General features: G+C 34.4%; 16 protein-coding genes. 5 read left to right on the top strand and 11 right to left on the bottom strand.

Annotation, left to right across the window (positions count from 1 at the left end; all coding sequences use genetic code 11):
* Positions 1-27: 27 nt before the first annotated feature.
* Both IGJ02_RS02030 and IGJ02_RS02025 read right to left on the bottom strand, forming a co-directional pair.
* On the bottom strand, positions 28-948 hold the full coding sequence (locus IGJ02_RS02030) for a carbohydrate ABC transporter permease (protein ID WP_430603088.1): 921 nt from the start codon (positions 946-948) through the stop codon (positions 28-30).
* Between the two features lie 15 nt (positions 949-963).
* The gene (locus tag IGJ02_RS02025; RefSeq protein ID WP_174270362.1) at positions 964-1929 is read right to left on the bottom strand and encodes an ABC transporter permease; all 966 of its coding nucleotides are present in this window, start codon (positions 1927-1929) and stop codon (positions 964-966) included.
* Positions 1930-2223: 294 nt separating this feature from the next.
* Here IGJ02_RS02025 and IGJ02_RS02020 point away from each other — a divergent pair, with 294 nt between their 5' ends.
* Positions 2224-2445, top strand: coding sequence for a RidA family protein (locus IGJ02_RS02020; protein WP_430603086.1), 222 nt, complete (start codon positions 2224-2226; stop codon positions 2443-2445).
* Between the two features lie 74 nt (positions 2446-2519).
* Here the strand turns inward: IGJ02_RS02020 and IGJ02_RS02015 are convergent, their stop codons facing one another.
* From IGJ02_RS02015 to IGJ02_RS02005, 3 genes are all read right to left on the bottom strand, one after another.
* Complete coding sequence (locus IGJ02_RS02015) at positions 2520-3542, bottom strand: DUF916 and DUF3324 domain-containing protein (RefSeq protein WP_430603084.1); 1023 nt, start codon at positions 3540-3542, stop codon at positions 2520-2522.
* 135 nt (positions 3543-3677) lie between these two features.
* A complete protein-coding gene (locus IGJ02_RS02010) occupies positions 3678-4304 on the bottom strand; it encodes a WxL domain-containing protein (protein WP_430603083.1) in 627 nt (208 codons plus the stop codon).
* 98 nt (positions 4305-4402) lie between these two features.
* Positions 4403-7480 carry a hypothetical protein gene (locus IGJ02_RS02005; protein WP_430603082.1) on the bottom strand — a complete coding sequence of 1026 codons (3078 nt, stop codon included), beginning with the start codon at positions 7478-7480 and terminating at the stop codon, positions 4403-4405.
* A 167-nt stretch (positions 7481-7647) separates the two neighbouring features.
* On the opposite strand from IGJ02_RS02005, the gene IGJ02_RS02000 reads away from it, so the two are divergent.
* Positions 7648-9087 carry a helix-turn-helix domain-containing protein gene (locus IGJ02_RS02000; RefSeq protein WP_430603081.1) on the top strand — a complete coding sequence of 480 codons (1440 nt, stop codon included), beginning with the start codon at positions 7648-7650 and terminating at the stop codon, positions 9085-9087.
* A 59-nt stretch (positions 9088-9146) separates the two neighbouring features.
* Here the strand turns inward: IGJ02_RS02000 and IGJ02_RS01995 are convergent, their stop codons facing one another.
* Both IGJ02_RS01995 and IGJ02_RS01990 read right to left on the bottom strand, forming a co-directional pair.
* Positions 9147-9752: a class I SAM-dependent methyltransferase gene (locus tag IGJ02_RS01995; protein WP_430603080.1), complete on the bottom strand. Its 606-nt coding sequence runs from the start codon at positions 9750-9752 to the stop codon at positions 9147-9149.
* A 10-nt stretch (positions 9753-9762) separates the two neighbouring features.
* Positions 9763-10353 (bottom strand): GDSL-type esterase/lipase family protein, encoded by a 591-nt coding sequence (locus IGJ02_RS01990; protein WP_430603078.1) that lies wholly within the window; start codon positions 10351-10353, stop codon positions 9763-9765.
* A gap of 237 nt (positions 10354-10590) precedes the next feature.
* Between IGJ02_RS01990 and IGJ02_RS01985 the strand changes: the two genes are divergently transcribed.
* From IGJ02_RS01985 to guaA, 3 genes are all read left to right on the top strand, one after another.
* A complete protein-coding gene (locus IGJ02_RS01985) occupies positions 10591-11676 on the top strand; it encodes a hypothetical protein (RefSeq protein WP_430603077.1) in 1086 nt (361 codons plus the stop codon).
* A gap of 106 nt (positions 11677-11782) precedes the next feature.
* Positions 11783-12706, top strand: coding sequence for a type I pantothenate kinase (gene coaA / locus IGJ02_RS01980; RefSeq protein ID WP_071878696.1), 924 nt, complete (start codon positions 11783-11785; stop codon positions 12704-12706).
* A gap of 231 nt (positions 12707-12937) precedes the next feature.
* Positions 12938-14494, top strand: coding sequence for a glutamine-hydrolyzing GMP synthase (gene guaA, locus IGJ02_RS01975; RefSeq protein WP_430603076.1), 1557 nt, complete (start codon positions 12938-12940; stop codon positions 14492-14494).
* Positions 14495-15132: 638 nt separating this feature from the next.
* On the opposite strand, the gene IGJ02_RS01970 is transcribed toward guaA, so the two are convergent.
* The 4 genes from IGJ02_RS01970 to IGJ02_RS01955 all read right to left on the bottom strand — a co-directional run bounded on the left by IGJ02_RS01970 (position 15133) and on the right by IGJ02_RS01955 (position 19342).
* The gene (locus IGJ02_RS01970; protein ID WP_430603074.1) at positions 15133-15534 is read right to left on the bottom strand and encodes a hypothetical protein; all 402 of its coding nucleotides are present in this window, start codon (positions 15532-15534) and stop codon (positions 15133-15135) included.
* Between the two features lie 3 nt (positions 15535-15537).
* Positions 15538-16509 carry an SMEK domain-containing protein gene (locus IGJ02_RS01965; RefSeq protein WP_430603072.1) on the bottom strand — a complete coding sequence of 324 codons (972 nt, stop codon included), beginning with the start codon at positions 16507-16509 and terminating at the stop codon, positions 15538-15540.
* A 1-nt stretch (position 16510) separates the two neighbouring features.
* On the bottom strand, positions 16511-17722 hold the full coding sequence (locus IGJ02_RS01960; RefSeq protein WP_430603071.1) for a PIN-like domain-containing protein: 1212 nt from the start codon (positions 17720-17722) through the stop codon (positions 16511-16513).
* A gap of 93 nt (positions 17723-17815) precedes the next feature.
* The gene (locus IGJ02_RS01955) at positions 17816-19342 is read right to left on the bottom strand and encodes a DUF3800 domain-containing protein (RefSeq protein WP_430603069.1); all 1527 of its coding nucleotides are present in this window, start codon (positions 19340-19342) and stop codon (positions 17816-17818) included.
* Positions 19343-19500 lie beyond the last annotated feature (158 nt).

Here is a 19500-nt window from a genome sequence, read left to right as displayed (position 1 = left end):
TTTCTGTTCATCTCCATTTTCTATATATTATTCCTTAACTCCGCCAATCGTTAATCCTTTGACAAAATATTTTTGGAAAAATGGATAGCTGATTGCAATCGGTAATGTCGAAATAACCACGATCGCCATTCGAGCTGATTCTCCCGGTATTGCTGCCATCCCACCAGATAACTGACTGCTGGCTCCGGCATTTTGGGTCAAGTATTGAATATTATTTTGAATCTTCATCAACAAATATTGCAGTGGCACTAAACTGTCTTTTTGAATATATAAAAGTGCGTTGAACCAGTCATTCCAATACCCTAAAGCGGCAAACAAACTGATCGTTGCGATACCAGGTACCGCTAGCGGCAGCACGATTTGAATAAAAATCCGCATCTCAGAAGCCCCATCGATCCGTGCTGATTCGATGATCGAATCTGACACTGAACGTTTAAAAAAGGTTCGCATCACAATAATATTAAACGGACTGACTGCCATTGGCAAAATCAACGCCCAAATCGTATCTTTCAACTGAAGTAAATTTGTCATCACTAAATAATTAGCCACCATACCTGGTGAAAATAGCATCGTAATCAAACAAAAGAATGTGAAGAACCGGCGAAACGGAAAATTAGATCTTGAAATCACATAAGCATATAGTGATGTCGCCGTACTATTGATCAGCGTGCCAACTACTGTGACTAATACCGTCACAAACAACGCTTGAAAAATTTTATCCTGCATCTGATCGAATAAATAAGTATAACCAAAAAAACTAAATTCCTGAGGCCAAAAACTATAGCCGTGAGCCGCTAAGGCTGTTTCATTACTAAGTGAGATTGCCACAACAAATAGAAACGGCAACACACAGGATAGCGCGAAAACTGCGATCAGCACATTAAAAAATAAATTGACAGGTCTATTAAACGAACGAATTGTTACTTTTGAAACTGGCTTTTTCCTCAATGTTTTCACTCCTCCTTAGAATAATGCCGAATCATTGTCAAAGCGACGAACGATTCCGTTTGTGATCATCAACAAGACAAATCCAACTGTTGATTGATACAATCCAGCTGCTGCTGTCATTCCGATATCGCCTGTAGCAGTCAAGCCATTAAAGATATACGTATCCAAAACAGAGGTGACCTGATACAATGAGCCAGAATTCCTTGGAACATTGTAGAACAAACCAAAATCCGCTCTAAAAATATTTCCCACAGCTAAAATCGTCATGATCGTCATTAATGGTAATAATTGAGGAATCGTCACGTTTTTGATTTGTTGCCACTTGCTGGCACCATCTACCATTGCGGCCTCATAATAAGTCGGATCAATCCCCATAACAGAGGCAAAATAAATGATACTGTTATACCCAATTCCTTTCCATGTTCCGATAAATACTAAAATAAATGGCCAATATTTCGCTTCACTATACCAATTGATTGGTGTTCCTCCACGATTTGAAATCCATTGATTGAAAATCCCTTTATCTGGACTTAAAAAGGCATAAACAAAATACCCAATAATAACCCAAGATAAGAAGTACGGTAAAAGAGACATCGTTTGATATACTTTTACCAAGCGCTTATTCCGCAACTCACTCATCACGATTGCAAAAAATACAGAAATGACAAGGTTTAATGTAATAAAGGTCACGTTGTACAACACTGTATTTTTCGTAATCAAAAAGGCATCATTAGAAGAAAATAAAAACTTGAAATTCTCTAAACCAACCCATGGACTTTCTTTCAAACTAGCAATAAACCCATCTGGTGAAATATGAAAATCCTTAAACGCCACCACATTGGTCAACACTGGAATATAAAAGAAAAAAATCATCCAAACCATCGCTGGAATTGCCATCAAGATCAACGCTTTATACCGCCAAATATTGGTAAAGAAAAGCGCGCTCTTTGACTTTTTCTTCATTCCCCCAACTCCTTCCATCAAATTGTCTACAATAGAATTGTAGCGCTTTCAAAAAAAGATAGAAATAAACAAAATATAGGTATTCTTATAGAAAATATAGATGTTAGGGACAAATGATCTACGAAACCGCCCTATCCAATCACTTCTCTTCAATATAATACAATTAACGTAACAACTTGAATGGAGGAAACACCATGAAAATTTACCAAAACACAAAAATAGCTAGCAACATATCCCTATATATTTCAGGTCACCCCCCCCCCCAGTAAAAATGACTACACACCTCAAAGCATTGAAGAACAAACAGAAGTTGTGCTAGAAAAAATCACAGCTGCTCTGCATGAAAATAATTTAACTGTAGAGTCTTTAGTGAAAATCACAATCTATATTACAGACGTTTCCTATCTAGCCGGTGTTAGAAGTAAATTAGCCGAATTTGTGGGCGAATCAAAACCGACAGCTACACTTGTTGTTGTTGCCGGTTTGATCGATCCAAATTTTAAAGTAGAAATCGATGGCATTGCAGCTTTTTGAATAAACTTGCAATACTCTTTAAACTAAAAAAGAAACGAGGTCGGGACACGCTACGAATCCCAACCTCGTTTCTTTTATTTATGTTTTTTTTGATAAATAATATATCCTAATAATCCAACTAAGACAATTCCCATTCCAGCTACCACCCACGGCCAATAATTGGTTGGTTGTTTTACCACATCTATAGCTTCTTTATTAAGTTTCTCTGCCTCTTTTTTCTCGACATCAAACCCTTTGGTAAATGCCCAGTGATCGTCACCACCTGTAACAGTCAATTTGAGCATATACTCTCCTGCATGTATTTCTTCATTCTCTAAAGAAACATTGTAATCAAATACAGAATGGGGAGCCATCGCTAGTTTTTCTTTTTTTGTTGTGTAAATCAGTTTATTTTTTTGATAGATCTTCGCTTCAATAGTCGCTTTTTTTACCGTTGTACTTTGAACATTTCTTATTGTCGCTAAAAAAGCTGTTCGACCATTAGCTAGCCCTGCCTTGACATCTCCCAGCTTGACTTCTGGTTTTACAGCGTTATCTGTTTCGCTTAATTTTACACCAATCGTATAAGAAAAACGATTTGATAGTTGGACACCAGAAACATTTTTTTGCTCTTGTTTAGACTCGTTTGAATCCTCAGAAGTCTCTTTATCATTTACTTCTTGAACAAAAAATCCCCCTAAGATTTCTCCATCGAAAGAATCAGTTGGCATCTTTAAATGAAATATAATCTCTTTTTCTTCTTTGGCATTCAAGGTAACAATTTGTTTCTCAGAAACTAAATCGGTCAAACTATGTTTCATTGTTTTATCTAACATAGGATTATCAACACTATAATCAACCATTCCATTATTATTCGTAAAAGCATCTCTAGGAGTAACTGCAATAGTTGAGGGATGATCTGCATAATTTATTAGTTTTAATTTTAGCTCTTGCTCTTCTGATGGGTTCATACGTAAATCAAAATAGCTAACATCTGACTTTTGATTCTCTGGTAAAATCGCTTGAACGGAGTAAGACATTTCTTCTGCAATTGCAGTACTTCCACAAAATAACCCCGCAACAAAGACTATACTTAAAAACGCTATTATTTTTTTCATCTTAGTGATTCCTTCCTATGTTATAACCTTAATATTTTATGTATAGATAAATTTGAAACAAACAGCTACTCTTTGTTTCAAACTTACCTTTCTATTGTGTTAATGAACGATTACTATGTCTAATTAAATTCTTTCTCACTCTTGTCCTGTTTCTGCATCGACTAAGTTCCAGTTAATTTCGCCTGCATAATCTCCTGCAACAATTTTCTTATTATTTGTATAACCAAATGTCATCGTCGCACCAGAAAGCCCAATCGTATTAACACCTAACCCTGTTGTTTCTCCGTCAGAAACAATATTAGTTCCTACTTGATCAACAGTTATTGAATCATCTGACGCTGATCTCGGTGTTTCTTGGCCTAAAATTCTTGTTCCTCCGATCATGGGTGATGCAAGTGTTTGTTCTTTATTTTCTGTATTTACAAACTCTGATAATTTCACATTAACTGTCCATTTCTCATTAGAACCTAACAAATCGACTACTTGCCCCAAAATAAGTCCGTCAGCATTCTTTTTAGATTTGATTGTTGAATTAATTGCCGTCATCCCTTCATCATCCGTTGTTACCACATCATTTAAATCAAAATCAAAATTCACATTATTTGTAAAACCTGTTAAGTATAGATCTCCACCTTTAACAGAGGCTTCAGCTTTCGTTACTGCTTGTTTTGAATGGGGATTTTCTTCTGCATGTCCGGTTACTGCAAACATACTTCCTACTGTTAATAGAATCATTCCTGCTGTTAATTTACTTGTTTTCATAATAAAATTCCTCCTAATATGTTTAACTACTTAATTATTTTAATGATAGAAACTAATAGCTCTATCTTTTTAAAACGTTAATAATGAAAGCTTGCCTCTTAAGGTACATCCATCAGATTCCAAGAAATTGTTCCTTGGTAGTGGCCTTTTGTCATGTCTGGAGAAAGTTCAGCATAAATTTTTTGCTTGCTTTTTTCTCCAAAAGTCAATTCCTTCATTCCTTTGTTAGCAATGACAACTCCGTCTTCTAAAGACTGTTTTTGTTTTCCTTCTTCAAAGAAAAGAGGTAATATAGCGCCAGATTCATTTTTTACTTCACTCGATACTCGCAACGACCATGAATTATTGCCGCTACGTGTATCCTGAATTTTTATACTTAGATCTTCTGCGTATCTTTTTTGTTTTTCTCGTTTTAGTGTCCACTCACCAAAATTCATTCCCTCTGTAACCTCTACAATCGTTAACATTTCTTTGGGTTGAATCTTAGGTAGCTGGATTTCTTGCTCAATTTCAACACTTTCTTCTGTTTTGTCTGTTCCAAAAGCTGAAGTATGAACAATGATTGGTTCATTTAACTTAGATGAATCTTTTGCTGCTTTCGCCTTCACTCGAATATGATATTCTTCTTGAGGGAAAATATCCTTTTTAAAACGAGCAATCGCCATTCTACGATAGTTTTGCTTCACTTGCTGACTATCTGTTTCCGAAACGATTCCACATTCAACTTCGCTGTCAGGTAACGGCTGATTATTTTTGTCAAGAACCTGAATTTCTTTTAGATCTAGTCCTTCTTCCTCTGGAAACACATATTGCACTTGTTTCCACGCACCAGAATCTGTTTCTTTGGCTAGTGTCGAGTTACCGATTTTGCCCTCAAAAACAAGTTCATCCTCTTCTTTGATTTCTTTATTCAGTAACTGGCCTTCTAAGTATGGTTTAGGGAAGTTAGTAACAACCCCTTCATTTGCTACACTGATGTCACTTTTTACTAAAGGTTTTGTTGTGCTGCCTTTTTCATAAAAACTAGCTTTGTTCACGATTGATGCTAATTTCACACCTAAACTTTCTTCTTTAACAATGGCATCAAAACTAAACGTGATCACTTCATTAAGCGCCATTTCCCCATCATAGATCATTGTATTTCCTTTGATTTGAACATTCGGTTTAGGGTCTCGTTTATTTTCGATATGCAGTGACGTTTCATCTAGTGTCAAGTAGTTGGAAAGTTCATTTTTCCATTGAAAATAAATGTTCTTCCCTCTATTTTCTAGATATATTTCATAGTGTAAGCGATCGCCAGGATGAACTTTCGAAAGGAGTCCATTTGTATTTGTAACAGTAGAATCAAACACATATTTTGTGTCTTTTGATACGATTCTAAACGTACGTGTGATCTTCTCAGACAAGTGATCATCGCTGTCCTGAGCTAGAAAAGTTAGTGTATGTTTTCCAGCTTTGTATGCTGACAAATCAATTTTATCAAGTGACCATTCCTGTCTTTCACCTGGATTCTTGTTTTCAATCTCTTCAAATTTTGTATAGGGTTCATCATCGATTGCATAGAGCATATCAACTGTGCTACTTCTAGCAGCTTCTACTGTGCCGATTACTTTTTCAATGTCTTTTCCTTCAAGTAAACTTGCAGGAATATCTGATTGTAGGCTGATTTTAGGTTTGTTGATTTCATCCAAATGAATCGTATACGTCATCGTGCGTGTTTCTTGCGGTTTCACTTTTTGTTTATTCCACATCATTGCAATCGCCGCATCTGAATAATGAGCTGCGATTTCACCTGGCTGACCATTGTTACCTTCTAGACCATGAACCTCACCACCAATGATTGATCGGTTCTTAAAAAAATCACCAGGTTCTGCATAACGATACCACCAATGAATTCCGATACTTAAATCTAAATAGGTTCCTTTGGCTGCCCCCCATTTGTCTGGGTTAGTACCATCATTATTTGTCTCCCCAACTTTAAACATCAGTTGATATGGAGTATTTTCAAGTGAAAGTCCTCGACCATTCCCAATGTAAGCAACGTCTCCGCCGTCTCGACCATTCAATTCAGTATCGACGATTTCTGAAAAGCCAACATTCATTGGTTGAGGATCACCTAGTAGTGGTTTGTCTACACGTTTGATTTCAATTTGTTTTTGAATATCCCCAGTTACAGGATTTGCACTTAATGTCACTCGTACCACAACTTTATAAGAGTAGAGTATATTATGATCAAGTGTAAACTCTCCATATCCTCTGATTTGGTTATCTTTGACTGAAACTGCCGTCAACGCCACTTTCTCTATAGCTGTATAATCACCAACTTTTCCAAAAGAGTAGAAACGAATTCCTCTACCATTCGAAGAATTACTTTCATTTCGATAATCAACTCGTTGACCATTTTCGTTGGTTAAGAAAATATTGGTTAAAAATAAATCTTCTTCTGTTGCAAAACCATAAGAAATTTGATTTCCAGATGCTAGAGGTGTAGATAACGTACTCTGCTTATCTAGTTGTACTTTCCAACCAGCATCTCGATCTGCCGAAATCTCGCTCATTAAGTCGCCTGACCGTGTTTCTGGTTTATGTGCTTGTTCTGTTGTTGTTGTGGAAGTTGAACTTGACTCTACATCATTACTAGTACTACTCTGCGTTTCTAAACTTCTTTCAATTTCTGATGGGTCTGATGTTTCATCTACTTCTGAACTTGATTGCTCGAGAGCTTCGCTCTCGCTGCTAGTTGCTTCTGTCACATTTGTTTCAGTAAAACTTTCATCTAGTTCTAGTTGGTAGGTTGTGACCTCTTGATTCTGTTCTATTATGATTTCTTGCTCTTTTACCTCATCCGTATCAAAAAACAATTGAAAAGGTTCTGGTCCCTGGTAGGTAAATGAAATACATTGCTTGTCTGCATCACTTGTTAAATTTTGGAGCGCTTGTTCTTGCTCTAAAGCTACAATATCAATGACGGTGTTTGTTTTAATGGTTATCTCTTTATCTGAACTAAATTGAGGTAACGTAACGACGGCTTGTTCTTTTTCATTTTTATGTATTTTTAAAATATTGGTCTGCTTGTTTAGCGTTTCGGCGAATCCATGTATTGGGTTTTGACATAACGGACTGACAACTAAAAAAATAATAACCATCCATAAATTGAATTGTTTAATGAATTTCACTTAGACACCTCTTAATTTGTCAAAATTTGTTCTGCTTACAAAATATAAAAGAAGCCGACCTCAAATTCAAGATAATCTCGTATTACAATAATTTACTTATTTTTAATTTTTTAATATGAAAAACATTTAAACCCGTTTATAATAACTACTATAAAGGTGGGATCACTATGTTAATGACTCAATTAATCAAGAAAAACGAACAGATAAAATTGGATTTATTTACTAGAATCGTAAATAGCCCTATGATTGAAAGCGAGACATTACAAGCTCAGTTGTCCCTATCTAAAAATCGTCTGTATCATTTTGTGCTCCAACTCGATAAAGATCTAGCTATCTATCAAATCCCGATAACCATTCAGTACAAAGAAAATAAATATATAGCAGAAAAATCTGAAGGAAGTCATCATTCTTCACTTTTGATTTATGAACTCATTCAACATTATTTAAATGCTTCAGCTATGTTTCAATTGACTTATCTTTTTTTACATGAGGACCAAACACCAATTACTGATATTGCACAAAAGTTGTTGTTTTCTCAGTCACATACCTATTATGTCATCCGTCAAGTCAATCCTTTTTTAAAGCAATTCAATTTAAAATTGATGGTTGCTAATAAGACTGTTGTTCTTAATGGACGCGCTTCTGATATCTTTATCTTTCGCTTTTTAGTGTTTAGTTTCTTATTTTTTTATCGCTCACCTTATCCTGCAATCGAAACTGAACGTCAAAAAAGCGTAGCAAACGACAAAACTCTTCCTTACGCCAAACAAATGACCTACTCCGAGCTTCATAGTCTAAACTCTTTTTTCTATGTGCTGGAGCATACACCGACTGATCTAAATCGCTTATCAGTGGAAATTCAAGCATCCTCTGTGTTTCCTTTGACAACGATTCTTGAAGTAAAAGAAAATGAACTTGATCACGCCTATCTGCTCTTTTTCCTACGAATCTTTATTCCTAGACTTTGTACTTTTGAAGAAATGATTCGCTTGGGTGAACATTTAGAAACTATGGTCGATTTTGATTTAGCGATGCTTGCTAAACAAATGTTAGATGCCGTATTCGATACTTTTACATTAGAATCTTTGCCGCGTCTTTATAAAAACTATTACGCCAGTCTTTATATCTTGACCCTACATTTAAGTTATATCGAGTTTTTTGGTCACGATTTAAAAAATATCTTTTACTCACAAGCTTTAACTACTAAAAGTATCCAAACCCATGCAGCATTGTATGAACAAATGGTTAATTTCTATGATCAGTTCCAACCAAAAGTTTCTTGGTCTAAAAAAGAAGAAAGTAAGCAAGTCTTGATCGATACGCTTTATTTGATCGTTCTAGGTGAGCATCAGCAAAAAGTCATGATTTATATCGACTTTGGTGGGAACATTGTTGCTGAATTGGCCTTAAAACGAAAATTAATAAAAATACTTAACCCTGATACCTTCATCTTCACGACAGATGATACGATCGCTGATGTAATCATCGCAAATTATGTGGCACCGATTGAAAGATCGGACACCGCCTTTTTACTAGTTGAAAACTTTAATGAAGCAGGAACTTGGAAAGCTATTTATACGCAACTTTTACAGCTCGTTAAAGAATAATACGCAAAAAAACGAGACAATCATTTGACTGTCTCGCTTTTTTTATTTTTTGTTCTATTTTACGCTTCTTTAATACTTTTCAAAATATAATAGCCTTTATCTTTTGTCACGATCTCCACATTCCCAAAGACTGCTTCCATTTTTTTCTCAGCACTTGGCGCACCTTGTTTCTTCTGAATCACTACGGTCAGCGTCCCACCAACCAACAGTCTAGGATGGGCTTCACTTAAAATTTCGTGAACGACTTTTTTCCCTGCACGAATCGGCGGATTACTGATGATGGCGGCATATTGCTTTTCATGCACATCAGCATAAATATTCGATGTGTGGATATCGACATTTTCCACATGATTTTTCTTCGCATTCTCTTGCGTTAAAGCCACTGCTCGTTGATTAACATCAATCATCTCCGCTGTTCTACCACTAAGTGTTGCAAGTGTTAAGCCAATCGGGCCATAGCCGCAGCCGACATCAAGAAGCTTGCCTTCTGGCAACTCTTCCCACTCAAAAGCATCGATCAACACACGGGAACCAAAGTCCACTGTATTACGGGAAAACACCCCACTGTCTGTTAAAAACTGGAATTTCTTTCCTCTTAATTCAAACGACCATTGCTCTAAGTCATGAGCTAGATCCGGATTCTCTGTATAATAATGATTATTCATTTTCTTCTTCCTAACTATTTTCTTTTGTCACCAGTCTACCTTTTATTTCGCGAACAATCAAGGCAGCGAGTAAGTCATAACCTGTTTTAGAAAAATGAAGTCCGTCTGCTTGTAAAAATTCATCTGTTCCAGGGTAAACCACCATTGCTTTGTATAAATCAATAACAGGAATTTCATATTTTGCACCGATCACTTTTACTCGTTCGACATATTCACGAATCCGATCATCATCTCGGGTTGGTTTTCTAGCGCAATCTACATAGGGCGGTGTGAGTAACACGACTTTTTCTTTACCGATTTTAGCGAGCATTGTTTCGAGGTTTTCAGCGTATTTTTCTAAAGGCACTAAATTGTCGCTATTCGTGTCATTGGCGCCGAAGAAAATCGTTACGATATCTGCTTGTTCTGCTACAACTTCTTTGTCCAAACGGTTCATTGCAGCTTGCGTTGTGTCTCCTGGCATTCCTGCATTTACGATCATCACCTCTTCATAATTTTGAGCTGCTAGATCTTCTATGATCAAGTTTTGTAAAATAGGCGTGATGGCTTCTTCACCGTATCCTGCTGTGATACTATCTCCAAATAAAACGATTTTTTTCATTACGTATTTTCCTTTCTCAACTCGTTTTCTTTATTTATCATACCATTGAAAAGACCGTTTTGCTGAGGCAAAGAATTATTTTAGCAGTAAAAATAAAACGCCCCGCCTCCTATCCAATCATACGATTCAAATTTAACTAATATTCTTAAAAAGTGACTAATTGTCACAATCATATTGAAACAATAATTCTTCCATTATACAATAAAGTTAAATGAAATAAGATAGGAAAACTTACATATGAATAAAAGAAGAATACTCGGCCTAGCCTCACTTTTGTTTTTAATTGCGCTTGGCGGATGCCAAAAGACAACTGCACTAAAAACAGAAGAGTACGATCTAGCTATTATTGATTCAAAAAACATCACAACCTTTCTTGAAAAAGACGATAAACTAGAAAAAGTGGAGCAACTTAAACGAACAGACGGAAACCTAAATTTTTGGCGCAATAATTTTTGGAAAATGGATAATCATTACTACACAAAAACCTCTGAAAATCCCAAACTTGAAGTTTCCTTAGCAAAAATTGGTCGTGACTTATCAATTGATCTTGTCAAAGCAGAAGGAAATGATGCCTATACTTCAAATGTAGACGGGGAATTTTTTTATACTACCGCCTGTTTTAGTGATCGAACAGAATTTTATAAATATGATAAGAACTTGAAACTACAGTTGAAAAAGGAACTCCGTAAAAAAGAAAGTATCCTAACCAATCAATTGATCCCTCTAGGAGAGTATCTCTATGTCTTGTGTGGCTATACTAGCCCTGATGACGGATCAAGTAAAAATATGTTAGTGAAAATGACGAAGGAATTTGAAGTGATCGAAGAAATAGATTTAGGTGATGAAACAAGTGCATACATGAGAATGGTTCATTTTCAAAATAAACTGTATATTACAGAAGCCAATGCTGGCGTGGGAGCAACTGGTGAACCAGGAGAAGCAAATCGTGTACTTGTATATGATCTAGCAACAAAAAATAAAGCGTATCTCACTTTGACTTATCCTTATCCGATGGAAATATATGTAGACGTGCCAAACGAAAACCTAATCATTCGTCACTATGAGCTCTATGTAAAAAGCTATACATGGACCGTTTATAACTTGAAAGACCAAACAGAATCGTTCATTCATTTCCCTGAATACGAAAAGTTTGAACAAGAAAAACATATAAATCCTCTATTTTTCACTCAGGATAGTGGTTATTACTATTTTATGTTCGATGATCAACTCACCAAATATGATCCTAAAACGAATACACCGATCAAACTAGACTTGTCAGCCTATGACTTTGAAGATACAAGTGCTTTGATTATGAATAAATAAGAATACACAACAAAACTCTACTTTAACCACTCAGTAGGGTTTTGTTGTTTTATGAAAGATGCTATAATAAGCACAGAAATAAATGTTGGCTTTGGTGGAGGAACCGATGGACGATAAAATGAATTATTACCCCATTTCACGGAAGGAATGGCAGGGCTTCTATCATAACGGCAAAGCGCCGCTGACAGAAGAAGAATTAGAAGATATCAAAGGCTTCAATGATCAAATTTCATTGCAGGATGTGCAGGACATTTATGTGCCACTGACCCATCTGATTCATTTATATATGAAAGAATTTGAGTCTTTAACTGTTAGCAAAGGACTGTTTTTGCATGAATATGTACCTGTTCCGCCTTTTATCATCGGGATCGCTGGTAGTGTGGCTGTTGGGAAAAGTACCACCGCTCGCTTACTGCAGCTGATTTTATCCAGAACCTTTAAACGCCGCAATGTCCAACTGATTACGACGGACGGCTTTTTGTATCCGAATAAAGTATTGGAAAAAAAGGGCATTATGGATCGGAAAGGATTTCCAGAGAGCTATGACATGGAAAAGTTGATCGACTTTTTAAACCAAGTCAAAAATAGCCAAGAAGAAATCAAAGCACCACTTTATTCTCATAGTGTGTATGATATTATCGAAGGCGAATATGAAGTGATCCAACAACCAGATATTCTGATCGTTGAAGGAATCAACACACTGCAATTGCCTGCCAATCAGCAAATTTATGTCAGCGACTTCTTTGACTTTTCGGTCTTTGTGGATGCTGAACCAAAGCTGATCGAAAAATGGTACCTTGAACGTTTTGGTGCCTTACTCGATACGGCCTTTCTTGATCCAGATAATTACTATTATCAATATGCGATTGGAAATCGTGAAGATGCCTTTGCAATGGCTAAAGAAGTTTGGAAAACGGTGAATTTGAAAAACTTAGAGGAATATATCTTGCCAACTCGAGGCAGAGCGGATATTATACTTCATAAGACTGAAAATCATATTATTGATGAGATATTTATGCGGAAGTATTAATTCGTGAAGCTAGATCACAAAGCAACACTTAACTTGATTCTAAAGGGGTCAGAATTTTCCTAACGGAAAATTCTCCATAAACGGTGTAAAAAAAGCAGGTTTCTCGGCAATTTCCTAAATCATATACAATCCCAAAAAAGGATTCTACATGATTTAGTCCAATTGCTCGAACCTAAACGCTTTTTTTACAACCTCTTATTAGATAAATCTAAATGGATAGGGGTAATAAATGTGACCAATGTTGCCGATTTGACAACTGTCGAAAAAATTATTGTTTTAGACTTTGGTAGTCAATATAACCAATTGATTACTCGACGTATTCGTGAATTTGGCGTGTTCTCAGAGTTATTGAGCCACCGAATCACAGCGGATGAAATTCGCGAAATGGCACCAAAAGGAATTATTTTCTCTGGTGGCCCAAATAGTGTTTATGATGAAAATGCGTTTAGTATCGATCCTGAAATTTATGAATTAGGCATTCCAATTTTAGGGATTTGTTACGGTATGCAACTAATGATGCATAATTTAGGCGGAAAAGTTGAGCCTGCTGGCAACCGTGAATACGGCAAGTCAGAGCTATCACTTTTGATTCCTGATTCACCTATTTTTAAAGGCACACCTGAAAAACAAATCGCTTGGATGAGTCATGGTGACCTAGTCGCTGCTATCCCTGATAGCTTTGAAACGGTGGCAACTAGCGCAGATTGTCCGTTTGCTGCAGTTGAAGATACCGCTCGTAACCTTTACGGCGTACAATTCCATCCAGAAGTTCGTCATTCTGAATATGGGAATGACTTATTACGTCACTTTACTTTTGATATTTGTCATTGCGAAGGCGACTGGACAATGGGCAACTTCATCGAAATGGAAATCAACAAAATCCGTGAACAAGTCGGCGATAAAAAAGTGCTTCTTGGCCTTTCAGGCGGCGTGGATTCAAGCGTTGTTGGTGTGCTTTTACAAAAAGCTATCGGCGATCAATTGACTTGTATCTTTGTAGATCATGGTTTATTGCGCAAAGGTGAAGCAGAACAAGTAATGGATAGTTTAGGCGGAAAATTCGGCTTGAACATTATTAAAGTAGATGCAAAAGAACGTTTCTTAGATAAATTAGCTGGCGTTTCTGATCCAGAGAAAAAACGTAAAATCATTGGAAATGAATTCGTTTATCTTTTCGATGATGAAGCAACAAAACTTGATGGAATCGACTTCCTAGCTCAAGGAACTCTTTATACAGATATCGTAGAAAGCGGAACTGAAACAGCGCAAACGATCAAATCTCACCATAACGTGGGCGGATTGCCGGAAGATATGCAATTTGAATTGATTGAACCGTTGAATACGTTGTTTAAAGATGAAGTTCGTGCCTTAGGAATCGAATTAGGCATGCCTGAAGCGCTAGTTTGGCGCCAACCATTCCCTGGTCCTGGTTTAGGGATTCGTGTTCTTGGTGAAATTACTGAAGAAAAATTAGAAATCGTGCGTGATTCTGATGCGATTTTACGTGAAGAGATCGCCAATGCTGGTTTAGATCGTGATATTTGGCAGTACTTTACTGTGTTACCTGGCATCCGTAGTGTGGGTGTGATGGGTGATGGCCGTACGTATGATTATACTGTGGGCATTCGTGCAGTGACTTCGATTGATGGAATGACAGCTGATTTTGCTAGAATTCCTTGGGATGTGTTGCAGAAGATTTCTGTGAGGATCGTGAATGAAGTGGATCATGTGAATCGGATTGTTTATGATATTACGAGTAAGCCACCTGCTACTGTTGAGTGGGAATAAAAAGCCAACATAATATGAATGGGGAATGCCGATAAATCAACATTTTTCAACTTATGAAATGCTTGATTTTCATTAAAAATGATATGGTTTCCTACCAAAAACCCCTGTCAGGATAACGCTTGACAGGGGTTTATTTTTTGTGAACCTACTTTTTTAAGACCTTGTTCAATTGCTTGGATTTTGAATAAGCTTTAAAATTCTTTGATATAAATGGATACAACGTGATTCATATTTTAAAGTTTCAGTGGATTTCAATAGATTTGAAATCAATGGTGTCAATTTTAAACAAAAGATATCGCGAGCTGAAACAATTATCATGGGTGTCCACTCTCTTTAGCATTTTTTCACTTTGAATAATTAGACTCTATTCAGCTAATCTAGTCTCTTTTATATAATTATGCTATTAAAATACTCTTTGAGATACAATCTTATCAAGATAATGTGTTTGGAGTACCTCTTTTTCTGATAACAAGATGACATCCACTGGTATAGATAATAAGGTTTCTATATTCAACTTTAATTCCATTTTAAAACGAATTATTTGATCAATCTCAGCTAAGTTAGAAATTCTGTATATGATTAGAATATCAAGATCATTAGGTGTTTCAGAAGATAGTGAAGACCCAAATTGATAGATTTTAACCTCTGGCACCTTCATAAACTTTGTTTCCATCTTCATCAATTCTAGAATAATACTCTTCAGGTTTATCATAATTAATTGCTCCCATTAATTCTTTAAATATGAAAACTCCAATGCCCATGTTTTGACCATATTCTTTTGCTTCTAGTGTATAACTATTCCATGAGGACATTGTAACTATTGCATCTACATCATATACTGTTGATAAATCTATAACATCGGCAATACCTACTGTATAAATGTTAGTAAGATAGACCTTATATTTCTTTGTGCTGTTTAAAGTCAAGCAGTAGTAGCATTCTTTAATTTTTTCCACCGATACTACCTCATCATGGTTTTTAATAACTTTTTCAAAAAATAAAATACTTTCTCGTCTAGGCATATCATTTTCACTTGCCATTGATTATTCCTCCTTTCTTATAATAGTATCTATTAATTTAGGGAAATGCTGTGGGAAAATTTTGTACACTGTATTATCTAATCTAGTTATATTATTTGTTTCAAACGAGAATACATGCTCTTTAAACTCGGTAAATACTTGTCTTTCTTCCAAAGTAAAGATTGATTCATGTTCATAAAATAAATTCAAAATTTTATTATTATTATCAAAAATTTCTTGTTTTCTACATTTCCAAATATTAAAAGTTGTTCTCTCTAATGGATTTATTGTTGCCATTTTAGAATTAGGCCCAAAATTTTCCCATATGAGCTTATTTTCACTTAAAATCTGACTGATTTCTACACAGACATTCTTTTTAAGCTTTTGATTATCTAAAAGTTCTAATTGGGGAAGTTCTAAATTAACCAGTTCTATTATAGCATCCTGCCTTAAGATATCTAAAGTATTGAAAAGTCTTAAAATATCCTCTGTAAGAAAAATATCAGTTTGAGGATTAAACTGGATCTGAAACGGATTTGAAAATTTACGTGACTTAATTTTATTATCCTGAGCTCCTACAAAAATGAACTGAACTCTATAATCCTGATCTGCATAAGATTTTACATCAGCTTTTTTTAATGTATTTTCTACTTTTTGTTTTGTACAAGTTGCAGATACTTGTATTATTTTTTTGTTTTCAGAGTCCAACAAATCAATAGCTTCAGCATTTTTTTTAACCGTATTGAGATTTAGTAAATTTAGTCCCAATAGTTGATTAAATAAGTTTAAGAAGAAATCTTCTGAATGCACTGATAAATCGTTAAGATTGAGTTTTCCTCGTAGTTCAATTTTTCTATTTAATATAACAAGACGTTCTGAGAAATCATCAAAATTATTATGCCTTCTCATCAAAATTTTTTTTCTCCCTTCCAGTATTTCTAACAAAAATAAATTATCGATAAATCGGAAAATACTTTTTTTTAACAAAATTTTCAATTCACGGTTCCTTTGAAAAATCATTAATCACTAAATTAGCTAAATATTCTTTTGCTTGTCTTTTTGCTGTATCCAAAAATCGATCTGACACATGGAAGTTAACCAAATCAAATTCCTTAGATATTGTTTTCTTGAAATCCTCTGAGAAATTATTTTCACTAGAATAATCTATCTGGGATAAAGCTATCATTTCTTCCATAAAATAATCATCTAATATTTTTTTTAATTTATCATCGTCCATCAACATTACTTCTTCAGGGCCTATCTCAAACACTGCTTCTGTTATTGTTCCAGGATAGTAACTTAAACCAGCCTTCCTTAACTTATCAATATTTTTTTCTCTACTTAAACCACTATTTCTTTTAGAAACAATTGATAAATCATCTACTATCTTATTTTCCACTTTTGGATCCCAATGTTGAATAAAATCTTGTGGAGTAACTTGGATAAAACTTTTCCCTTCGGTTTTCTCGAAAAATTCTTGAATTAATAAAGGATTTGAACAACAGATTTTTCCATCATAGCTTACATCTACCCAATCTTTTTTTATATCACTGCTAACAAAAATAATATCTTTCTTTAAAGAAAGCATATCCTCCCAAATAATATAGTCTCCGTAATTATTTGTTTCTTTTTTTGAATCTTTATAGCCTGGTGGGATATTTTCAGCGAACCTTCTATTAGCCTCTTTTTGTAACTCTGTTAATTTTTCATCCGTGTGAAATGATATTATGTTATCACTGGAAATTAATTTTAAAAACTCAAGAAAATCATCTCTTAAAAATAAATTAGTTAGCTGTTCTTTCATGCCCTTTAATTGATTTTTGTACTCTTTTTGAGCATCTAAATAAGTTTTTCTTTTTAAAATTGCTGCTTCAAAGTATTCAGTTCCTTCTATGATTGGTACCAATTCATTGACTGGTTTTAAAACCGTCAATTTATTGATTTCCATATCCAAATCATTAATTCTGTTTTGAATTTGTTTATTTCTATTCGCACTAAACTCTTTAATTGTCTGTAAAGAAAATCTTAACCGTTTTTTTCTATATAAATCTTCAAGTATTTTTCTTATCTGTTTTAAGGTCACCTTTCTCCATTGATAAGCTGAAAGTAAAACATTAGTATCAAATATAACTATTACTGACTCCTCAAAAATCAATTTATCAATTGATTTTGACTGAGTTAGATATTTTTCAATCTGCCAATTACTCACTAGCCAATACACCTCTCTTTTATCATTTACTACATTATTTAAGTTATAAAGCTTCGTTCTTGATAATCAATCAAGACTCTGAGCAACTTAACACTATACTAATTCAGCGCAATATTGATTCTCTAAAACTCCAAACTTTACTTGTGAAGGAAATAAATTGGTTCCCATATTTGAAATTGCCACACATTCTATAGTCCAACTTAATAATTCTATAGGTAACAAATAACACTTTATTAGATTATTACTTTCTATTGTTACATTTGGTTGCTCCATTTTCCCAAAAAAACCTACCGATAGAACATTATAGATTTCTCCTGACTCTGTATTTGGTATCTTTAAAAAGTCATGCTTTCCCCAGTCGAAATAGCACTTTGCCCCCTTTTTATTGTAGTAAAATTCTCCCTCTGAAACTATAGGAACTATTGGTAACTTAAAACTCATAGAACCAAAATACTCTTCTAAATTGGTGCATACTAATGTATTATAATATTCAGAATGTGTTTTAAAATCAATTTTTTCGTAATCAGAAATATTTTCATAATTATTAAAATAATCCAGCAGTGAAGTGAATTGCACAATATCATCAGCGTAAATTCCTGAATAGGATTTAAACCATGCATTATTCATTTGTCTTATTATTTTATACATTTTTTTATACAAAATTAGCTGATTGCTATTTATACGGAACCACTCTATAGGCAATATTTTTTTAGAAGTAGCATCTTCTATATTTTGATACACAAAATTAATTTCTAATGTTTTAACAAACTTAGAAATAATCCCGGCTAATATATCAGCTATTTGTATACCTATTCTATTTTTAGAATCGTCCTCAATTACGTTCTCAAGTCCAATATTTTTAGCAGCAATTAGAGTTTTACTCTCTTCACCTTCATATCCCTCTTTATCTAAGATAAGTTGATATTTTTCAATCCCTTTCTCATTCAGATATTTCTTAAAACCCTCAAAAGAAATTGCGTACTCCCAATCAATTTTAATATCTTTATTGCAGTCATCTAAAATAAATAACAAACTATTAAACATTTCATTTTCTTTTTCTTTGAGATTCATATTTGATTTATTCGCTTCTATTCTTTCTTTAGAAAATCTTCTTAACTCTCCTACAATATCTCCATCATTATAGATGGCTTCAATTATATTTTGAGGTCTATAAAGAGAAATGAATTTAGAAATCGAGTATCTCATTTTATCCATATCTGTCAATATGCCGTTCTCATAATCCTTAAAGAGTTGGTTAATTACGTATTCAATCTTGTTAAGTATAGAAAAATAGATTAATGTATCTCCATCTATCAAGTCCAAAAAATCGTTTACGAATGAAATATTGTGTTTGTTAAGAGAAGCAAATCCATATTTCAACTTTATAGATGTACTTTTAAATTCATTTTTTACCAATCTTGATTGGTATTTGTCTTTAAAATTATTAAATCTCTTCTCAGCAATTTCTTTTTGTTGTTTGTTATATCCAATAATTACAGAGACGAAATTATTAGAATAATTATTTGCTTGAATAGTTTTTTGATTGATTTTTCTGCTATGTTCAGACTCATCATAATAAAAAATATATTCTTTTTCCTTGTTATTTTCATGAATTCCCATAAATTTCACCCCTAATCTTAAATTCTATAAAATTTTCAAACCTACTTTCTATTGCCTATCTACTATTAATCGCATAAACAAAAGTCAAATAATTAGCAAAATCTCCAATTCTTTGCCTATACTCAGATATATCTTGTCTATCTGTATTTGGTACATCA

This window comes from Enterococcus sp. DIV0724b (assembly GCF_050531475.1).
Taxonomy (GTDB): Bacteria; Bacillota; Bacilli; order Lactobacillales; family Enterococcaceae; genus Enterococcus_L; species Enterococcus_L haemoperoxidus.
Note: the sequence above shows the minus strand (reverse complement) of the source record. Positions and strands in the feature narration are given on the sequence as shown.